Source organism: Syntrophomonas sp. UBA1041, from assembly GCF_002316705.1.
In the GTDB taxonomy this organism is placed as follows: domain Bacteria; phylum Bacillota; class Syntrophomonadia; order Syntrophomonadales; family Syntrophomonadaceae; genus DTU019.
In genome coordinates, this window is record NZ_DCEA01000107.1 from 89,501 (window position 1) to 110,640 (window position 21,140).

The 21,140-nt window shown below is 51.9% G+C and carries 15 protein-coding genes; 10 read left to right on the forward strand and 5 right to left on the reverse strand.

The window, feature by feature from the left end:
* Positions 1-6 precede the first annotated feature (6 nt).
* From B2633_RS15980 to B2633_RS15995, 4 genes are all read left to right on the forward strand, one after another.
* Entirely contained in the window at positions 7-744 is a 738-nt protein-coding gene (locus B2633_RS15980) for an ABC transporter ATP-binding protein (protein ID WP_481039702.1), read from the forward strand.
* Positions 745-1,121: 377 nt separating this feature from the next.
* Entirely contained in the window at positions 1,122-2,798 is a 1,677-nt protein-coding gene (locus B2633_RS15985) for a sensor histidine kinase (RefSeq protein WP_483171690.1), read from the forward strand.
* Positions 2,773-3,915 (forward strand): response regulator, encoded by a 1,143-nt coding sequence (locus B2633_RS15990; RefSeq protein WP_483171691.1) that lies wholly within the window; start codon positions 2,773-2,775, stop codon positions 3,913-3,915. Before B2633_RS15985 ends, B2633_RS15990 begins: the two co-directional genes overlap by 26 nt.
* 287 nt (positions 3,916-4,202) lie before the next feature.
* Complete coding sequence (locus tag B2633_RS15995; protein WP_483171692.1) at positions 4,203-11,609, forward strand: InlB B-repeat-containing protein; 7,407 nt, start codon at positions 4,203-4,205, stop codon at positions 11,607-11,609.
* Between the two features lie 284 nt (positions 11,610-11,893).
* Here the strand turns inward: B2633_RS15995 and B2633_RS16000 are convergent, their stop codons facing one another.
* On the reverse strand, positions 11,894-13,006 hold the full coding sequence (locus B2633_RS16000) for a putative sulfate/molybdate transporter (protein ID WP_483171693.1): 1,113 nt from the start codon (positions 13,004-13,006) through the stop codon (positions 11,894-11,896).
* 232 nt (positions 13,007-13,238) lie between these two features.
* Here B2633_RS16000 and B2633_RS16005 point away from each other — a divergent pair, with 232 nt between their 5' ends.
* Both B2633_RS16005 and B2633_RS16010 read left to right on the forward strand, forming a co-directional pair.
* Positions 13,239-13,979, forward strand: a complete 741-nt coding sequence (locus tag B2633_RS16005) for an ABC transporter permease (RefSeq protein WP_483171694.1) — start codon at positions 13,239-13,241, stop codon at positions 13,977-13,979.
* 152 nt (positions 13,980-14,131) lie between these two features.
* The gene (locus B2633_RS16010) at positions 14,132-14,743 is read left to right on the forward strand and encodes a YjgB family protein (protein WP_483171695.1); all 612 of its coding nucleotides are present in this window, start codon (positions 14,132-14,134) and stop codon (positions 14,741-14,743) included.
* Positions 14,744-14,978: 235 nt separating this feature from the next.
* On the opposite strand, the gene B2633_RS16015 is transcribed toward B2633_RS16010, so the two are convergent.
* Both B2633_RS16015 and B2633_RS16020 read right to left on the reverse strand, forming a co-directional pair.
* A complete protein-coding gene (locus tag B2633_RS16015) occupies positions 14,979-15,839 on the reverse strand; it encodes a DUF6544 family protein (protein WP_483171696.1) in 861 nt (286 codons plus the stop codon).
* Complete coding sequence (locus tag B2633_RS16020) at positions 15,833-16,630, reverse strand: hypothetical protein (protein WP_483171697.1); 798 nt, start codon at positions 16,628-16,630, stop codon at positions 15,833-15,835. The genes B2633_RS16015 and B2633_RS16020 overlap by 7 nt, the downstream gene beginning before the upstream one ends.
* A 252-nt stretch (positions 16,631-16,882) precedes the next feature.
* Between B2633_RS16020 and B2633_RS16025 the strand changes: the two genes are divergently transcribed.
* The 4 genes from B2633_RS16025 to B2633_RS16040 all read left to right on the forward strand — a co-directional run bounded on the left by B2633_RS16025 (position 16,883) and on the right by B2633_RS16040 (position 18,957).
* Positions 16,883-17,449, forward strand: a complete 567-nt coding sequence (locus tag B2633_RS16025; protein ID WP_481039678.1) for a nucleotidyltransferase family protein — start codon at positions 16,883-16,885, stop codon at positions 17,447-17,449.
* A gap of 75 nt (positions 17,450-17,524) precedes the next feature.
* The gene (locus B2633_RS16030; protein ID WP_483171698.1) at positions 17,525-17,665 is read left to right on the forward strand and encodes a hypothetical protein; all 141 of its coding nucleotides are present in this window, start codon (positions 17,525-17,527) and stop codon (positions 17,663-17,665) included.
* A gap of 68 nt (positions 17,666-17,733) precedes the next feature.
* On the forward strand, positions 17,734-18,423 hold the full coding sequence (locus tag B2633_RS16035; protein WP_483171699.1) for a hypothetical protein: 690 nt from the start codon (positions 17,734-17,736) through the stop codon (positions 18,421-18,423).
* A gap of 15 nt (positions 18,424-18,438) precedes the next feature.
* Positions 18,439-18,957 carry a nucleoside-triphosphatase gene (locus B2633_RS16040; RefSeq protein WP_483171700.1) on the forward strand — a complete coding sequence of 173 codons (519 nt, stop codon included), beginning with the start codon at positions 18,439-18,441 and terminating at the stop codon, positions 18,955-18,957.
* On the opposite strand, the gene B2633_RS16045 is transcribed toward B2633_RS16040, so the two are convergent.
* Both B2633_RS16045 and B2633_RS16050 read right to left on the reverse strand, forming a co-directional pair.
* Positions 18,886-20,295 carry a sensor histidine kinase gene (locus tag B2633_RS16045; protein WP_483171701.1) on the reverse strand — a complete coding sequence of 470 codons (1,410 nt, stop codon included), beginning with the start codon at positions 20,293-20,295 and terminating at the stop codon, positions 18,886-18,888. The genes B2633_RS16040 and B2633_RS16045 overlap by 72 nt on opposite strands.
* Positions 20,267-20,962 carry a response regulator transcription factor gene (locus B2633_RS16050; protein WP_481039672.1) on the reverse strand — a complete coding sequence of 232 codons (696 nt, stop codon included), beginning with the start codon at positions 20,960-20,962 and terminating at the stop codon, positions 20,267-20,269. Before B2633_RS16050 ends, B2633_RS16045 begins: the two co-directional genes overlap by 29 nt.
* Positions 20,963-21,140: the final 178 nt, after the last annotated feature.

Consider the following 21,140-nt stretch of genomic DNA (forward strand, 5'->3'; position numbering starts at 1 on the left):
CTTTTAGTGATCAAGATCAAGGATTTATCGGTGTACTATAAATGGAAAAACCAGGAGATCATGGCCCTGGATCATCTGAGCATCGACATCGAAAGCGGAGAAATCTATACTTTTATCGGTCCTTCCGGCTGTGGCAAATCGACTCTGTTGTACGTATTGTCGGGGATAAAGAAGCAATATGGCGGCCAGGTTTCCATAGACGGGCGGGCCGTGGACCCCAAAGCGCAGCGCATCGGGCTGATCCTGCAGAATTACGGGCTGGTGCCCTGGAAAACGGTCTATCAGAATGCCATGTTAGGCCTCAAGATCAAAAAGGACCGGATCGCTCTCGATGAATACAGCCGCTATATTTTTCAACAGCTGGGGATCGATGATTTGCTGCACCGCTATCCCAAGGAATTGAGCGGGGGGCAGCAGCAGCGGGTGGCCATTGCCCGGGCATTTCTGTTAAAACCGGATCTGCTCCTGATGGATGAGCCTTTCTCCGCTCTGGATGCCATCACCCGTGAGGAGATTCAGGAGCTTTTCTTGAACATCTGGAAAGAGCATCAGGTGACAACGGTTTTTATCACCCACAGTGTAGACGAGGCCCTCTACCTGGGCAGCAACATCGTAGTGCTCTCTCCGGCTCCGGGACGGGTTCTGGAGAACATCAAAAACCCCTGCTTTATGATGGATAACCTGCGCTCGCGGGATGAATACCAGATGATGTCCAATCAATTGCGGACCATTATCAAGCACTAGTTTTATTAACGCAAGCGAGGACGGGGGTGTTGAGGGGGACGTTTCGTTTGTATTATCCCTACAGGAATAATACAAACGAAACGTCCCCCTTCATGCTCCTCATATGTTTTTTGCTCGAAATCTTCATATAAATTTACAGGATAATCAGGTTTTGTCAGCGAAAAAGTACTTATTCGTTATATTATTTGCTGTTGTAAGGTCAGAATTTTATGAATAAGCATGGTACTCTAAAAGTTATATTCCTCCTGCTGCCTGCCCTGTTGCTGTTCACCGCCCAGTACATCGGCCATACATCAGCCCAGTATAGAGTACCGGGAATAAATGGAGGTGTTTTGGACCTTGGCGGTTGGTCTGCCGCTGGGTACCCCAGCTTCCATATGTCCGGTGAGTGGGAATTATATGCGGATCAGCTTGCGGACGGAGCCGCAATCAACAGCGGGACCGGGAATTTCACGCTTTTTCCGCTGCCGTACTCATTATTTAAAAAGGTGGATGCCTACGGGCAGCCTCTGCCTGAGTATAATACCGCAACCTACCGCATTCGGGTCATCAACGCACCCACTGACAGCGGCTATACCATGCGCTTAGGCCCATTATGCGCGGCCTACCGGCTATATGTTGACGACCGCCTGTTGGCTGCCAACGGTAAATTGAGTGATGACCTCACAGCGCCTATATCCGCTTACCGATCTCAGCGCGTTCATTTTTCTACAGACAAAGACAGTTTCGATATTATCCTGCAAACCGCCAACCAGTATGACACCAGAGGCCTTTTGCAATGGCCGCTGGTCTTGGAGTATTATGATGCCCCGGGGCACACTGATGATTGGGAGTCAGTTATTGACTATCTGATGGTGGGAGGCCTTCTGACCATATCCATATTATTATTGGTTTTTTGGCTTCTGGTGCCGGGCAGAACAGACCTCCTGCTCCTGGGTCTGTTTGGTTTCACCACAATGATGCGGGTTATGATTATTCAAGAGGTTTTGATCGCCGACTTGCTTCCGCAAATGTCCCTGATCAGGTTTAGCCAAATGGACTATGCATCAGGCCTTCTTATTCAGTTGTTGGGCCCGGCTTCCATAGCTGCGATTTATCCCCGGCTATTGCCCCGTTGGTTTAGTCCGGCCCTGTTGATTTATACTTTAGGGCTCTTTCTATGTGTCGCAGCAGCTCCCGGAGTGATGCAGAGCGATGCCGGTATAGTTTTTGACATGTTAATGGCCTTGATAGTATTGGTGGTAATTATTGCGCTGATCAGGGCAGTTCTGGAAAACAGACCGGGATCTGCCGCGCTGCTGATACTTTTGAGTTCCGTCGTGGTTCTGTTTTTATTCGACGTAATGGCCGACAGTTCACTGGCCTACCAGGTTCTTTCAGGCAGCGGGCTGGTGTTTGGAGTTATTATTCTGGTGGAGTGTGTCATAATAGCCCGTAATTTTAAAGAAGCGCAGCAATTGGAATTATATGCTTTGAAAGAACAGATCAGACCCCATTTCATACATAACGCTTTAAGCGCCATCATTTCGATTTCCCGCACCGATCCCGACCGTTCGCGTCAGCTCCTGGTTAATTTCAGCAGCTATTTACGCGGCCACTTTGACTATACCAACATCGAACTGATAACTATAGAGCAGGAATTGGAAATGGTTAAAGCCTATGTCGCCTTGCAACAGGCCCGCTTCGGAGATGGATTTCGGGTCAATTATCTCATCGAAACCGATAATTTTCTTATCCCTCCGCTGACCCTGCAGCCTTTGGTAGAAAACGCTCTGACCCATGGTTTGCGCCTGCAGGATTCAGGAACTGTGGCAGTGTATACACAGCGGAGCGGAGATATGGTGCGCATCGGAGTCCGGGATGACGGCTGCGGAATGGACAGCCAGGATTCAAACCTAATTCGCCGGGGCATCGGTATCGCCAATATAAACCGCCGTTTAAACAACCTCTATGGCAGTCAGCTGCAGTTTTTAAGCCCCCCGGAAGGTGGGTGCGAGGTATACCTGGAGATTCCGTACAAGGAGGTAGATGGTCATCAAAGTGCTACTGGTTGACGATGAGCCGCCCATCCTGGATGAACTGGGGTATTTGCTGGGCAAATATGCGGATGTGGAAGTCATGGGCGCTTTCACCGATCCGCGGCAGGCTATTGAGTATTTACAGCAAAGACCGGCCGGGGATCTTGCGCTTCCCGATGCGGTCTTCCTGGATATCGACCTGCCCTATAGCAATGGTCTGGAAACCGCTCGAAAAATGCGTACTATCAACGCAGACATGATCATCGTTTTTGTCACCGCCTACAGTGCCTATGCCCTGGAGTCGTTCCAGGTCCATCCCCTGGATTATCTATTGAAACCGATCCAGGAGTCGCAAATGGATGCCGCCGTGAAACAAATCCGAAAACAGGTCGGGCTGCTGCAAGCCGGCAGCAGGTCTAACAATGGAGCTATCCGTATAAAATGTTTCGGGAATTTTAGCATGACGGTCTCAGGCCAGGATCAGATCAGGTGGGGTACCCGCAGGGTAAAAGACCTTTTAATGTATTTGATCGATTTGGAAGCGGCCCCGGTATCGCACAAAGACTTGGCATCAGCCATCTTCAACGGAGTTATGGACAAAAAAGCGCAGAACAATCTTTATGTGACCATCCATAATTTTCGCCGCCTGCTGCGGGATATCGATCCAAAGGGGGAGCGCCTGCGCTTCCAGGATAACATGATTCTGGACATAGCCCCGGGGACATGTGACTACACCGATTTTATGAGTTTTGCGCGCAGCAATGCGGTGATCAACTCCGGTAATGCCCGGGCTGCCGCAGCCGTGCTGCAGTCCTGCCGGGGCGGCTACCTGCAGGATGTAGATTATGACTGGGCGGAACAAACCGCCAACATTGTAGAACTGGAGTACGAACGCATCGCTTTGGGGTTGGCCCGGTTTTATCTGGGTAATTCTGATTATCAGCCTGCGGAAACAGTCCTGCTGGAACTGGTTGCCCGCAATCCCATTTCGGAAGAGGGGTTTACTCTGCTTCTGGATGTCTATATTAAAAATGATAAAAAACAGGACTACATCCTGATTTATGAACAATACACCGATATGCTGAAGCGGGAACTGCTTGAGGAGCCCCCGGAAAAATACACCCGCTATTATCATTGGATCCGTAAAGCCTAGACTTTCCACGCCTGCTTTGTCTGCCCCCCATCCCCATATTATTGCCTACCCCGGAATCCTGAAGCTATATTCTGAGCTTGCGGTCCCCAAATAACATCATGCCGAACCCCGTTCCAGGCTGCCTTAGCCGAACTTCAAATGCAACAGCACCGGAATTGTATTATACCCGAATTATGGAAAATATTTAAGATTTTTTAAGGCCGCCTTGTTATCATCCTGGTAGATTGGCGCGGAAATTAGCAAAAAATGCAATCTCAGGGATAAGAAGCTAGAAAGCGGGGGAGAGCATGAGAAAGACGGTTTTGGGAATTGTAGTGGCGTTGATAATGGCGTTGGCGGCAGTGCCGCTGATATCGGGGCAGTTGGCTTACGCGGATGTGTATTCCGATCTGGGTCTGAGCACCAGCAGCGAGGATTTGGAAAACTATGACCAGCGCGCGGAAAGCCAGCCTTATAACAGCAAGAATGTTTCTGTAAACCCGGTCTCCGAGACCTACATTACGGAGATAGGTACGATGGAAGTGGCGGTTGATCCCGGGCAGCCCCCACAATCAGTCGGCGCGGTCAAGAGGTCTCTGATAGGTGACAATAACCTGGCCCAAACCGTTACCGAGACCGTTGCGGATGAGAATGACAATAAATATGTCAAATCGGTGGCCCTGGATTTAAACGACGTGGGCAAACCCCACGCCGTTGCCGAACTATATTACCGGGAAGCCAACAATGGTGAGTTGTACCTGTCGATTGTCGACCCCATAGAAGATCTGGCCGGTCCGGCAGGCAACCAGATCCTGGTATTTTCTAACAGCGAAGCCGGGACCCCTTTGATTACGGATTACCGCAACCAGCACAGCTTTCTAACCCTGGTCGCCGGTGACTTCGACAATGACGGCGTCAGTGAGATCGTTGTGTATGTGCCTGATGCGGCTGATCCCCGTCTGGCTCTCTATCAGATCGTTGACGGGGTCATTCAGGACGAGCCGGAACAGACTTTCTCCTTGCCGGGGTTTTCTGAATTCGTATATATGACCTCTGGGGACATTACCGGCGATAATCTGGCGGATCTGGCGGTGAGCTACAACGGACCCGGTACTGAGCAGGTCTATAGTGAATATACCGGACACATCTATATTTTCAAAAGCCAGAACTTTTCCCTGGCCAGCCCCCACGTTTTCAACCATCTCTCCAGGGGCGAGGATAATGGCAAAGACTATTATACCAGCCGTATTAACAACGCCGCGGCTGCCATCGGGAATGTGCAGGGTGACAGTGATGACGGGCAGATGGAGCTGGTGGTGGCCGGAAGCAGAGTCAATAGTAACGGTCAACGTGAGGTTTCCCGGGTGGTTTTGGGCTATCGCTATGACGGCGCTGTCGGCCGCTGGGATTTTCAAGAGGTTTACGGGAGAATGGACCTGGGCAGTGCCGAATTGTTCAACGTCCTCAATATTAACGAGAATAAATTGACCACCCTGGCGTGTGTTGATTTTCTAGGCAAAGATCCTCTTACAACGAAAGGAGCCTACACTTATATCGATGGCATCATCATTGATGAAATGGATGACGTTTATGAAGGCCAGGGCGGGACGTATACAGGCCCAAACTATGCAGACTACGGGATTGTCAGCGGAAATTTCGACGGCAACAGTTATCAGTTCGAGCAGTTGAAAATCCTGCGGGAAAAGCTCAACTGGAATTCAGCCAGCCAATCCTGGGACAGCGGAGGTTTTGAGATCGCCACCTACGGCAGCCCAAGCAGCGTGACGGAACTGGACAGCATCACCACGTGTGCGGCCCTGGCAGCTCCCAATACCGATGATGACACTGTGATTATCAGATACACCGGCCATGACCTGCAATATTCGTTTCCGACCGTACTGGCCGCCCTGGCCTCGCCGCCCTATTTCGGAGACCTGGAACACCTGGACGGCGGTGAGAGCTACATCGGCGGCAGTACAACTGAAATCACCTCCGGTGAAGGCGGTGGTTCAGAAACCCACGGCAATGTTTCGGTCACAGCCGGCGCCTATGCCAGCCTGGAGTCGGAAGTTTCTATTTTTGGCTTTAAGATTGCCCAGGCTGAGTATGAAACAGCGTTTACTGCCGGCTATACCTGGGACACCTCTCATGAAACGGAAGTTACCACCGCTATATCTTACGGCACCTTCGGAGGCCAGGACAGCGTGGCCGTATATGCCATCCCCATGGATGTCTTTATGTATGACGTGTGGTGCCCCGGGGTCGGCGGCAAAGGCGGCTACTGGACCTCCATGAACCAATGTTTCCCCTATGAGGCGGCTTACGTGGTGATTCCCGCCGATAAATACGATGAGATTGCCAGCCGCGAACCGGGCCTGCCCCGCATCGGCGGCGAGCTGTTTAAGCATACCCTGGGGAGACCTGAAACTTATCATAGCAGCAGCCTCGGTATGTTTAAGGTGAAAGACCCCATTGAATATGAGCTGTTTTCAACAGTGGGCTTCGGCAACGCCTATATCACACAAAATATAGAAATTACAGAAACCGATACCGATTCCCATACCTTCTCAGCTGAATTGTCCGGCCGCGTTGGCGGGGGAGCAGTGGGAGCCACTGCCGGGGTGACTTACAGTATCGGCGGCGGGGGAGGCTGGGCTGAGACTACCATTAAAAATGTGGGCTATACCGCGACTCTGCTCAATATGCCGCTGGAGGCCGAAGATCATGGATATAATTACGCCTGGAAGCTGGTGGCCTATCCTTATATAAGTGAAAAGCAGAGTTTCCCGGTGGTAACTTATGCGGTGAGCCAGGTGCGCAGGCCGCCTTTACTGCCCCAGAATCTGGAGATGCAGAGCTCCACTGAAAACAGCGTTACCCTGCGCTGGGACAATGTCGATCCCCATGTAAGCGGTTATCAACTCTACCGTTACTATGATTTTGAAGGAGACCTGGCCGGATATTACAAGATCGGGGATGAAATACCGGTCGGTACAACCACCTATACCGACACCGGCCTGCAGCCTTACACCAACTACCGCTACAAAATCCAGTCCATAGGGGCCGGCTACGGCAGCCAGGTTACTGAAAGCGTATTGGGACCGGAATGCGTTGCCCGGACCAATCCCACCTCCGATGCGCCGATCATTACCCAGCAGCCTGAATCAGTGGAGGTCGCTGCCGGCAGCCGGGCGGTGTTCCAGGTCATCGCCCAGCCGGCGCCCAGTGCTTCTGTCTCCGACCGCATCTTTTACCAGTGGCAGCGCTATGTGGATGGCAAATGGCAGTCGGTTGAAGGCGCCGGCAATAACCTGTTGGCCATCAACGGGGTGAGTAAAGCAGATGCCGGCCGTTATCGCTGCGCAGTTTCCCAATATGTAAAAGATAAGCCTATCACCATTTATTCACAGGCTGTAACCCTGACGGTGAACAAGAATAACCTGGCGGTATTGCTCAGTTTGGATCCATCCGACGGCTATGGCGATATCAATACACCGTTGACTGTAACGGCAACCCTGGATAATATCGATGCTTCCATACCGCCCACCGGCAAGATAAATTTCCTGCTTACCTTTTATCCGGATCCGGAAGTGACCGAAGGCGAAGAGGGGACGCAGATAGAGTATCCCGACCCGGTACTGACAATCATAGAAGCAGCGGTGGTAAACGGAAATGGGGCCGAGATAAGCTGGTCACCGAACTTCTATGGCAGTTATGACATCGTGGCCGTCTACCTGGGAGACGGTAATTATCATAAGAGCACTTCGTCCACCAGCAGTTTTACCTGTGTTGACAGCAGCGCGGCCGGGGCTTCGGGACTCAGGATCACCGGGATCGAAAACAACACCCTGAATTACGGGGATGTGGTCAATCTGAGCGCAACCGCATGGCAGAATGGAAGCATGAAAACGTTGTTAGTTGATGAAGTGGAGTTCGTTTCTTCGGATACGGAAGGATTGGCCGTTGTAAAATCGGAAGGAAGCAATCCCAAATGGCAGCTGACCGCAGCCCGGGCGGGAACTTACCAACTGGAGGCCACCGCCACCATGGGCGCCACGGTACTGAAAGTGACCAAGAACATCACTGTTAACAAAGCCCAGATCGCACTGAAGGTGAAGGATCAGATGCTAAACCAGGGAGATTCCCTGGAGCCTTTTGTCCTGGAACTGACCGGCGGCGAGATGAAGCTAGAGGATTCTCTGGATACTGTCTTTACAGTCGAGTATCTGTATACAGTCAACAGCAGTTCACCGGCCGGGGTCTACGATGTATTCATCGGCAATATCACCCAGGCGGGAAATAATTATGAGGTCTTGAGTGTAAGCAAAGGCATCGTGAATATCGAGGGCCCCAAGTATAATATCAGATTCCGCGGGGTCTCCAACGGTTCAGTTCTGGCCGAGGTCAACAATTGGAGGGTCCTGGATGAAGATTACAACAGCGGTTATGATATCGCTGCCGGAGCCTATGTGCGCTTCAGCGCCGTGCCTGATGCCGGCTACCGGGTGGAGAAATGGGTGGTCAACGGTATCGAATTGATGAAAGACCAGTCCTACGACACCTCGGCATATATCACTTTCAACAGCCTGAGTGCTGATCTGGAGATCGAGGTTTATTTTGTACCCGACATGTGTAATCTGACTTACAGTGCCGGTGACAACGGCACCCTGACCGCACGGATCGGCAGTCTGAACGTGGGCTCGGGAGCGGTGCTGCCGGCGCAGACAGTAGTCAATTTCCTGGCCGCACCGGATGACGGCTTTATGGTGGATCAATGGAAAGTGAATAACAGCGTAGTCAACGGCTATAAGCAGAATAGTTATTTTCACACCATAACTCAAGATACTGATCTGAAAGTGACCTTCACCCCGGCGGAATATGTGGCAGTGGGCTATGCAGCCACCGGCAACGGGCAGGTCGCCGCTGAAGTCAACGGCGGATCAGCCCTGGAGAGCGGCGACCTGGTCACTAAAGGCAGTGAGGTGGTATTCACCGCAACCCCTGACGACGCCAACACCATGATCAAGGAGTGGATCGTCAACGGACAGGTGGTGCAGGGCAGCAGCCCGGTCTACACTGCGGCCAATATACAAGAAGCCTTGAATGTTGTAGCGGTATTTATCGATGCCATCACCTATACGGTTGACTTCGGGGCTATCGGTCATGGTAGCGGCACCCTGACTGCCGAGGTGGACGGGGAGTATATCTCCAGCGGCGACCGGGTCAGGGGATACGCAGATGTACTCTTCACCGCCTATCCGCCGGAAGGCTACCGGGTCAAACAGTGGAAACTGGGCTCTGCGGTCATTATGGATGACAGCGGGGAATCCCCGTTGTTAAGCGAGACCTATATACTGGAGGATCTTCAGTCAAGTGTCACTGTAACCGTGGAGTTCGAATCCACCAATACCTATTGGGTGGATTATTGGGTGATCGATACCCTCCCGGATGAAGAAGGCGGGGAGAACGGCACTATCAACGCCCTGGCCACCTACGCCGGGGTGAGCGAACCATACGGAAGCGGGGAGGATATCTTGCAGGACAGCCAGGTAGTCTTTACTGCTGTGCCTGAAGCCGGCTATACCGTGAAGGAATGGACGATAGACGGCAGCGCGATTGCCGGCGCCGATCCCGTATATAGTATCGCTGCTATTCAAGCCAACCATGAGATCACAGTGGAATTCGAAGCGGGTATAAACCCCCTGACATTTGCCGCCATCGGCCAGGGCTCCGTTTCAGCATCAAGTGCCGATGGAGAGATTTTAAGCGGCACAGAGGTGGCTGACGGCACTGAAGTGACATTTACCGCCATACCCGATGAAGGCTATCAGGTCAAGGAATGGAGGTGCAATGGGGAGCAGGTGGCAGGCGGCAACGATACCTATGAGCTGACAGTGAGCAACGGAGGCTTTGTGGAAGTTGAATTTGAACGTGAGTATTATATCTTGACCCTGGGAGAAAACCTGACAGCTTCTGTGGCTGGCGCCGAGCTGGATGATGATTTGGTACAGGGCGACAAAACTGTAACCGTGACTGCATCGCCTCCGGCCGGATACTTGCTCACCGCCTGGTATGCGGACGGGGTCCTCCTGGAAGACCAGACCGGAGAATCCTACAGCTTTACAATGGTGCAGGATACCGAAGTGACAGCCGATTTCGAACAGCAGTACTATAACGTGATCTTCGTTGCGGAGGGCAACGGCACCATTACCGCCACTGCAGACAGTGCTGATATCACCTCGGACAGCGACCAATCAGGCGGAGCTACCTTAATCTTCACCGCCCAGCCGGCGGAAGGTTATCGGGTGCAAAGCTGGTTCCGCGGACTGTTTGAGGTCAGCGGGCAGCCGGAATCTGGCAGCGATATTCAGACCTATATTATCGACGGCCTCGACAAACCTGAGTATATCAGAGTATTCTTCGAGTTAAAGCCGGAAGATCCGGAGCTGCAGCTATATGTGGTATACTTTGGAGCTGGAAGCGGGGGCAGCCTAAGCGCAACTGCAGAGGGAGCGCCCATCAGCAGCGGCGACACTGTAACCGAGGGCAGCCGGGTGGTATTCAGCGCAGACCCTGACAGCGGCAAGACAGTCGATGAATGGAGCGGAATTGATAACGGAACCCTTTCCAATGACAAACTTACCTTTACCATTGATAGTCTGGCCTCTGGTGAAGATGTCTATGTAACATTTAAAAACCGCGCCACCGGCGGGGGTGGCGGAGGCGGGGGCGGCGGTTCCCTGGCTCCGGCCGCCCGGGTGGAAACCGACACCGGCGCGGCATTTGTAAGTCCATCGGCCGGCGGAGAGATCAGCCTGGGCAGTGAAGTCTCCCTAAATATACCGGATGGCGCCCTGCAGGGCAGCGCCAGGGTAAATGTGGAGATAAGCCGGGCTGGGTCCTTGCCTCAGGAGCCGGGGGGATTCATATTCCTGGGCCAGGCCTTTGAAGTCACCGTGGGAGGCCACAGCTCCTACACCTTTAATAAACCGGTCAGCCTGACCTTCAGTTTCGATCCTGGACAGGTTCCCGCCGGCAGCACCCCGGTGGTGTATTTCTATGACAGGTCGACCTCTACCTGGATTGAACTGGGCGGAACCGTAGCCGGAAACACTATAACCGTAACTGTCGACCATTTCACAGTTTTCGCTGTTATGGCGAAAGAAGCGGCTCCTGTTCAACCCCAGCCGTCTTCCCCGGTATTCAGCGATATCAGCCGGCACTGGGCCCAAGAAACCATTGAGACACTGGCGGGGCAGGGCATAGCTCAGGGTTACGGGGACGGCGCCTTTAGACCGGAGCAGAGCATCACCCGGGCGGAATTCGCCGCACTGCTGGTGAAAGCCCTGCAGCTTCAGAACGCAGGGGACGGCAGGGTATTTGCCGATACCGCCACACACTGGTCCAGAGACATAGTGGCTATTGCCGAGTCCCATGGCATAGTCGGCGGTTATGATGAGAACCATTTCGGTCCTGATGATTCGATCACCAGGGAGCAGATGGCGGTGATGGCGGTGAAGGCCGCTAAACTGGATCAAGGCCCGGCACAGGCTGCCTTTACCGACAGTAACACGATTTCCTCCTGGGCTAAAGGCAGCGTGTCAGCAGCAGTACAGAACGGTATCATGAACGGTTATCCGGACAGCAGCTTCAGGCCGCAGGGTAATACCACCCGGGCTGAAGCCATGACCGTAATTTGGAACTTGATTAACTAAGGAAACAGAGCGCAGCTAGTCCTCCAAAGCCCTCCCAAGGAAGTTGATGGGAGGGCTTTTTGGCCGGGATAGATATTTAGCAGGATAAGCGGAGGATCATGCCCAATACAGGGAGTTCAGGTTGTGAATTCCTGCTATATCTGCACTAGGAGCCTATACCCGGGTCTCAGGCGAAAAGGCGCCAACCGAAAGAAGAAAAGAGGGAGCGCAGCAATGATTGCACTAGGAGATTTGAATCGGGGTTAGAAAACGGCTTGGTATCAGAAGTGCAAATAAAGAGTCTATCAATCGATTTGGCATTTTTTAAAGAACAGGAACATAGCGATTCCCGCCGCGAATCCTATGGCCGGATTGAGAGCGATGCTCAATACCACCACGGCGGCGAATACGAACATTTCCTTATTATCCTCGGTCTTGATGGGTTTGATCAAATCCAGCCCGCTATAGAAGAGCATCCCCCCCAGTACCGCCTGGGGAATGAGCTGCAGGATCTGCAGGCCTGAGGCGCCCAGGAACAGACCGATGAACAGCAGCAAAAGCCCGATGAAAACCAGGGTGTACCCGCTCCTGGCTCCGAACCGATAATGGGCCGCCAACCCGCCGCTGCCGTGACATATTGGGATCATCCCCAGGGGGGCGCCAATCAGGTTGCCGATCCCCAGGGTGAGACACAGGTTTTTATTATTGACCTGCTGAGAAGCATCCGGGAATAGCTGGCTGGCCAGATAAGTGGTCACCAGTACCGAGTTGGTAAGGGTCAAAGGCAGTTGGGGGAGGGTTCCCTGCCAGAATCCCCGGTTGAAGTCGGCCCAAGCCGGCCAGATCGGATGGGGCAGGTTTAGTTGCCAATTCAAAACGGGGAGGTTTATTTCCGGATGTAACAGCAGTGATAAGGCGGTTCCCCCGATCAAGGCAACGATGGAGGCCGGAAAATAGCGGTTATTCATCAGCAGTAGTATCACCAGCAAAATAGGCAGGCCTAGTATCCAGTCGCTGCCGGCCATCTTGATGCCCAGCATGGCCAGGCTGATGCCCAGCCCGGTCTGAATGCCCATAGTTACTGAGAGAGGCGTCAGCCCGGCTATTTTTTCGATCAGTCCGGTCAGGCCGACGAGCAGCAGTACGGCGCCGGTCAGGATACCGGCGGCGGCGATTTCAAAGGCGCTAAAATGATGGATGATGATGGCCGCGCCGATCACTTTCATGGGCTGAACCGGCACCGGCAGACGGTAGAACCAGGCAGTGAAAAGGTACATCAGACCGAACATCACCAGGACGCTGGTCACGTCCAGGCTGGCTACGGTGATAGCCCCGATCACATAAGGAAGAAATGTGCCCAGGTCCCCGATCGAACCCGACAGATCTCCGCTGAGATTTCTTGCTTTTGGCAACATCATCTTACTGCCCCGCTTGCATGCATATGATCCGGATGTCTTTTAGATTATATCACGCCTATGCTCAAAGGAGCGAAAAAAGACAGGGCCAAGTCTGTTGCTGTTCATAAGGCGGTTATACTCTATTGGTAAATGGGCATTAGATGAAGAAACCCTGGCTTATTGTGTTATTAATTTGCGAATAATCTGGTTTTATGCAGCGTGATATATTAAAATCATCCGTGGGTGAGTAAATATGTTTTCAAAAGAGAAATGGCGAGGGGCTTTGTCTGGCGGCTTGATTCTGATGCTGGCCTGGTATCTGTTGGCCCTCATGGTCGATCTGCCCATCATCCCCAGCCCGGTGGATGTCTTTATTCAAATTGGAGAGATATTCAGGACCAAGATGGCCATCCATGTGGTTTATAGTTTAAGCCGGATTTTGGAAGGCATGGCTATCTCGATCCTGATCGGAGTTCCGCTGGGTTTCTTGATGGGGTATTTTGATAAATGGGATAGGATTTTTTCCCCCTTGATGTATTTTGCCTACCCCATCCCCAAAATTGCGCTTCTCCCTATTATAATGGTCTTATTCGGTTTAGGGGAAGCCTCCAAAATCATCATGATCGTGTTGATCATTATTTTCCAGATCATCATCACCGCTCGCGATGCGGTGAAAGACATACCTGCTCAAACCTTCTATTCCCTGCAATCGCTGGGAGCCGGCAGGCTGCAGATTTTCACCGAAATAGTGGCCCCGGCCGCACTTCCTGAGGTATTGACCGCCACCCGCCTGGCTCTGGGCACAGCCATCTCCATACTTTTCTTTACCGAAACCTTTGGCACTCAGTACGGCATGGGTTTTTTCATTATGGATTCCTGGCTCAGGGTCAATTATCTGGACATGTATGCCGGAATCGTGGTTCTCAGTTTTATAGGATTTTGCCTGTTTGTATCTATCGACTATCTGGAAAGAAAGATCTGCTCCTGGAGATAACGGGACCGCTGTATTCTTATGCCAGTACTGCCGGCTATTGCCATCCATTCTGTTCCGCCATCCCGCAAGACACCTCCTTAGATAGGCGTAAATAGAGTTAAACCAACCATAATAATATTAATATCCTTTCAATGGACAGGAGGCAATTATTAATGAACATCAAGCCAATACTGGTCTTGGCTCTGGTTATGGCCATGATGGCTATGGCTGGATGCCAAACTCCCGGGCAGTCTGCTCCGCCGCAGGCCGCAGAACCGGGTAATACCCCGGTTGCTCCCGCGTCTCCCACCCGGGAAGAAACCGCCCTCTTGCAAGAGATCGCCCGGTCTGCACAGGCGGGCAAGGTAATAAACTGCGATTTTGCAGTCAAATCCACCACCTTTGACGACATCGAGAAGACCTGGGGAGAGCCTGCCCAACTGCAGTATGTTGGTGCGGCCAAAGGTACTTATGCCACTTATGCTGACCGCAAAATTGTTTTTGGATTCAATAAAGGCATGCAGGTATTTGAAGTGCGAACCTCTGCCGGCGAGGTGCAAAAGCTGGCTTCAGGGGATGTGAAGGAAGTTCTGGGCGAGCCGGTTATGTTCCGTACTCTGGGCAGTCAGCAGATGTTCGGTTATCAGGCTGGGGATTACCGGTTGGAGTTCGTTTTCAACCCTCCCGCAGACGGGCGGTCTGAGCCCGCAGTTGATCATATCAATGTTTTTTATCCGGCTGGAACCGTTAATATGATGGCGGATGATCCCGGCCGCCAGTGGTAGCGTCAGGAAACTGGGGATTCATAAGTTCCAAAATCCAGCAACTGCAGCCCAACTGCGAAATTCAAGACCCGCAATTAATTGCGGCAGCAGTAACTGGGTCTGAAGGGCGACGCCCAGGCCGGCTGGACTAAACACTGGGGCATGTATAAATCAACCATGCCCCTTACCTGTTTATCTACTTTCACATCGCAGCATTGGCTGCGTGGTTATAACTTCAACAGCTTCTGGTTTGTCTTTACTTATAACTCTCCAGGTTGTATTCCAGTTCCCGGATATTCTTGATCTTGCCGTAGGTATAATCACCTTCAGGAAGGTGCCAGGTGGCTGCTCCGGAAGTGGAGATCCTCATCCCGCTGATTTCACGATAATTGCCTACCGGGGTCGACCAGCGCACCTGCATGTTCTTTCCGTCCATGGTGGTATAGGAGCGGTCATCGGTGACGAAGTTGACCAGCTGCCCGATATCATTGAAGTAGAGCCAGGCCGAAACCCGGTTGGGGCCGTCGGTGAAGATAGCCTTAACAGTTAAATCATCTATGTTTTCCCATTCTATGCGGGGATCGGTCAGGCTGGCCGGGGCCACCAGGCACATATCGTTGAAGAGCGTCGCCGCTTCGGCCCGATCCATGAACTCTCCTCCAATATCAGATACCTTGATCAGCCCGGCCGCTTTGATCAGCATGTTGCCTTTGGTGTTGATATAAGAATCCAGACCGATAACCGGCAGGCCGGACATGTTCATCCTGACCAGAAACAGGCGGGTAGGCTGATCCAGGAAGTTGTATTGCTCAAAAATTACCGGGGTCCAGGGCTTCCGGGGGTCGGTCTTCATCTCCGCCTCCAGGACAATGCGGTAGTTTTGTACTTTGGGCTTACCGATTACTCCGGTATAAGCCAGATATTTCTGTACTATCTCCGGCAAATGCTGAATATCGGATTCTGTAAGTAAAGACAGATCAGCGCCTTGCACCCGGCCGAGTCCGTTTAAAACCTCTTTTTTGTAGGTGCGGCGGATCTCCTGCGATAAATAAAGCAGGGCAAGGGCCGCTACTACGATAAGCACGATTATAATCAGTTTTTTGTCCGTCTTTAACATCTCCGTATCAAATTGAGCATATAGAAGGTGCCTAAAACCAGGCTAAACAAGACTACCAGGCAATAAACCCCCAGCATGGGGTAGTCCAGAGGCAGGCCGTAGATGGGGGCAACCGCTGTACCCAGAGCCACTGAAAAGATCAGGGTCAGGCATTTCAGCAAGGCCACCCCGGCCAGAATGTTGCCGAAGGGGATTTTGCGCAACAGCATATAAGCCGTAACTCCCAGTGCCGGCATCACTACGGCCAGATCCAAAACCAGTACCGCATAGGTATCCGGACGTACCTGCCGGGCAGCTCCGGGTATGAGAATCGACAGCCATAAGGGCACAAATACCGCTATAATCAGTATGAGAAAACCGGCGATGGTTTTTCGCATCCAATTGGGCAGCTGAGTCTGGCACACCGCAGCGGGCTTGAAGCTGCTCAGCCCCAGTATAAGACTGTATATAGCCAGGGCAAAGATCAACAAGTATAGAGGATAGAGCTGATTAAAATTACCGCTAATCGTGAATAAGCCATAGGCATAAAAGAAATAGGCGCTTAAGCCCAGCATGATGATGAAGCTCTTATAGCGCTGCCTTTTCAGGAATTGAGACGACATCAAGGCCAGGATGACGGCTGCCGGGATCGAAATCACATCCTGAGAAAAGGCGCCGGGCAGTAAGCTCTCCGCCAAGGCCTCCCAATAGATTTGCGGATGAAGCAGGCCAGTCGATGCCGCCCCTAACGCCAGCAGCGACAGGATGAGCATAAGGATGGCAGTCAGCCGTCCTTTACCGGGGTCGACCATAACGTACCTCCTCTGTTTTGATAAACTCTAGCAAAATTCGCTGACTGCTCGTAAAATCCCTGCTGTTTATCAGTATGTGCAGTATATTTCTGTATATGCCGGGGCCTATGGCACCACGGTCTGAACGGTGATGTATTCTCAAATTAGACCTGATTCTGGAGAGGATAGCGGGACCTTGGTGGAGAACTATTATTTACAAGTATTGTTTAGTATGGATAATAGAACCATATATAGACCCGGGGGGGAAAACAGGTGATTGAAGGCGTAATAGCCGCAGCAGGGAAATCACAGCGCACCGGTGAGCTGAATAAACTGGAACTGGATTTGGGCGGCAAAGCCGTGCTGGCAAGAAGCCTGGAAAGCATGCTGGCCTTTTGCAGTACGGTTTATGTGGTGGTGGGCCATTATCGGGAGAGCCTGGAAAAATTACTGGGCCAATACAGCAATGTTGAGATGGTCTTCAATCCCAGTTATGAAAAGGGCATGTTTTCTTCAGTGAAGGCCGGCCTGGTGCATATAAAAGCCTCCCGGTTCTTCTTCATGCCCGGCGACTGCCCGTGCGTGACCCCACAGGTATTTAAACAAATGCTGCAGATCGATGCCCCTATCGTGGTGCCGAGCTACCAGAACCGGCCCGGGCATCCAGTCTTGATGCACAGCACTCTGATAGCTCCGATCCTGCAGGGGAAATTCCCCAGCCTCAACCAATTCATCACAGCACAGGGTTGTGTTTTTGCCGAGGTGGACTGTCCCGGCATACTCATGGACATCGATACAATGGAAGACTACCGGCAAATTCAGCGCCGGTTCCTGCACTGACCTGGATGGCACTTTTCCGCCGGCAGGATATTCATAGTTAACGCCATTTCCGGCTAAAAATCAGGCGCCCGCCTTATGACCAACCTATCAGTATCTTTCCGCATTTTTCATCCTGGCCCTGCAGCTTTTCCCGGCCATCCCGAAGAACAATTATTTACCGCCTTGCAGCAATACTCCATGAATGAGGAAATATTAAGCGGCATAACTATTCTATAAAAGCTGACCATCCAGCCTGCTGCTGCCGGATCTGGGCATAAGCCGGCCAACTTCGGACCGGATCCGTTTTGGCAGCACTTATCGCCGCACATCGTGGTTGCGGAACCGGTTTATTTACTTTAAAGGAGCTGAGCGCTATTAAAAGGTTATCCTGGGTGATTCTGTTCTGGGGCTCTGTTTGGGGCCTGACCGAGGCTACACTGGGCTATTTGATACATCTTGCGGCCCTGCCTATTCCAGGCCTGCCCGGTTTGCTGATGTTCCCGGTAGCTTTCTTTTTCATGAAAAAGGCTTACGATGCCGGCGGGAAGATGTGGGCTGTTTTCTATGCCGCCGCAGTAGCGGCTGCGATTAAACTCACCGACCTGTTCCTGCCCGGACTTACGCCCATATTCGTTGTCAATCCGGCGGTGGCTATTATCCTGGAAGGCTTGGCGGTCGGGCTGATAATGCATTACCGCAGTGTGCCCGAAAAAAAGCTGAGCTATCTGGAGGTGCTGGCGATGCCTCTGTTATGGCGCGCGGTTTTCCTGTGCGATCAGTATATAATCTCACAGTTGGGACTGCCGGCGGGGCTGGTCACCAACGGCCCGGCCGTGGCCTTGAAATTCCTGCTGTGGGAGAGTTTGATCAACAGCCTGTTAATCTATGCTTTTCTTTCCAAGCCCTTTGCCATCAGAGTTAAATTTGTGGAGATCAAGCCGGCCTATGCCTGCCTGGCCTTGTTGATAGCACTGGGTGTGCAGAGACTGGTATAACACCGGGGCATCCGTATGGTATTTATCATTTGCGGACCCATTAATTCAGGAAAGAGCACCCGCATGGCAGCCTATTATCATGATTGCCACCGCCGCAAGGCTGACGGCCTGATCAGCCGCAAGCTTTACAAGGGATCCACATTTGTGGGCTATGAGCTGACCAGGCTTTCCAACGGAGAAAAACGCCTCTTGGCTTTATTGAATGATTATTATCGGGACCAATTTGAGGAGTGCTTCAGCTTTGGACCCTATGTGTTTTCCGGAGCCGCTTTTGAATTCGGAGAAAAAGTTCTCGAAGAAATGCTTGATGATGACAACCTCAAATATATCTTCCTGGATGAGATCGGACCTATAGAACTTGAAGGCCGTGGATTCTGGCGGGTTTTCCAGCGTTTGTTGAATTCGGATAAACATCTTTTCATCGGGGTTCGCGATCAATGCCTGGCGCCGGTTTTAAGCGGTTTAAACCAGGCCTGCTGCATCGTCACTGACGCTGGGGAGGACGACTTTCACCACTCCGCCCCCCCGGTCTGAGTCATTTTCCAGCCTGATTTCACCCCCGTGCTCGTCAACGATTTTGCGGGCAATGGCCAGGCCCAGGCCTGAGCCTTCCGCCCGGGTGTAGAAGTATTCGAAAGCGTGGGTGAGGTCTTCGGCACTGAAACCGCTGCCATCGTCCTGTACCCTGACCAGGACCTGTTCTCCCGCTGAGGTTATATAGGAGCTTATGGCAACCGACTGCTGGGCGTGGCGAACCGCGTTGGAGAGCAGGTTAATGAACAGGCTCTGCAGGCGATCCCAATCCCCTACTACAATGGCATCTTCCGGTATATCCGCAGTGATCAGGACCTTGCGGTCCAGAGCGTAGCCTCCCACTGAATCCAGGGCGTTTTCCACTATGTAAGCGAGGCAATGGGGCAGGAAATAGTTGCGGTGCGGTTGTTCCAGAATAGTGATGTCGATCATATTTTCAACGATGTCCCGCAGCCGCAGGCTCTCTTTATGAATGATATCCATGGCATTTTCCAGAGCCGGGCCTTCAAAAATACCGTCTCTTATCCCCTCGGCATAGCCGTTGATGTTCATTAAAGGAGTCTTCATCTCATGAGAGGCATTTTGAAAAAAGTGGCGCATGCTCTCATCATAGCTTTTCAGCCGTTCTGCCATCTGATTAAAGGCAACCGCCAGATTGGACAGCTCGTCACTGGATCTGGTCTCCAGCTTTATGTCAAACTGCCGGTTACCCATGGCCTCAGCGTAAAGTTCCAGGTTTTTTAAAGGCCTTGCGATATAGCCGATCAGAAAATAGGCGATCACCAGGGCGCTGACCAAGGCGATGAATAGGTTGCCGAACACCAGGTAAAGCGTGTTCAGATACATGTTGCGCAGGCTCTGCAGGGCCACAAAAGTTATCACCGTGCCGTTGATTTCAGGATTGATCCCGATGGGGGTCTCGACTGACAGGTATTGTTCGGTACGGTAAATATTGGCACTGGTCTTATCAACGGTTTCCCGGTCGCGCAAAGGATGGGGCAGGTCCGATAACTGCTGTCCAACCTGAAAATCCTCGGGGTGGCTGCTGAAGGTGATCCTGTTGTCAGGGCCGACCAGCATGTAATTGCTTTCTACGGAACGGCCTAAAAGGAGTATGGTTGTAGGAAGATCGGCCTCATGGGAAAGCGCCCCGGATTGCCGGCTTTCAACGATAAAGGCGATCTCCCAGGCCTGTCTTTCCAAGCCTATCTGGGCCCGGTTTTCCAATACTCCGAAAAGGATCGGATAAAATGCCATAGTGGTCATGGTAAAAGTTATTAAAACCACCAATAGATAACTGATTACAATCCTACTCGAAATGCTTTTTAATCTGCCCATCTAATCTATACCCGTAACCCCAAATGGTTTTGATAGTAGTATCGGAACCGCTGGCCCTCAATTTCTTGCGCAGCCGTTTGACCGTATCATCTACCGCCCGTTCACTGCCCATATAGTCATAGCCCCACACCCGGTTCAGCAGTTCCTGACGGTTAAAGGTGCGCTGGGGATGCTGCATTAATAAGGCTATCAAATCGAACTCCCTGGTAGTAACCTTCAGGGTTTTACCGTTCACCAGTATCAGCCGGTCCACGGGGAACAGCTTCATATTACCGCACTCACTGCAGCCGGATGGCTGCTGGTGAGGCAGGGTGCGGCGCAAGACGGAACGCACCCGGGCCATCAGTTCGCGCGGGCTGAATGGCTTGGGGAGATAGTCGTCGCCGCCGATCTCCAGGCCGATAATGCGGTCCAGAGCCTGCCGGCGAGCCGAAATAAAGATAACCGGGGCTCTGCTGTGCTGGCGAATCTCCTTGCAGAACTCCAGACCGTCCTGGCCGGGCAGCATGATATCCAGGATGAACATGTCAGGATAGCCTGAATCCAATCGCTTGCGCAGCTCTTCTATGCTGTTGAAGGACTCCACCTGATAGCCTTCGTTTTGCAGGTATTTGCTGATGAGCAGGCGGATATTCTCTTCATCATCAACTATAAATATAGTTTGCATGGTACGCTCCCTAAAAAACCGACGGTTGATGTAGCAAGCCATTTATTAAAGCATATCCTATTAATGTGGCAAAAATATATTAAGCATGTCGATTTCTGCAGAAATGAGCAGCAGATGATTTATATAACCGCTGCCGGAATTTTGCCACATTTTAAGTTTAATATATAGTATATAATAT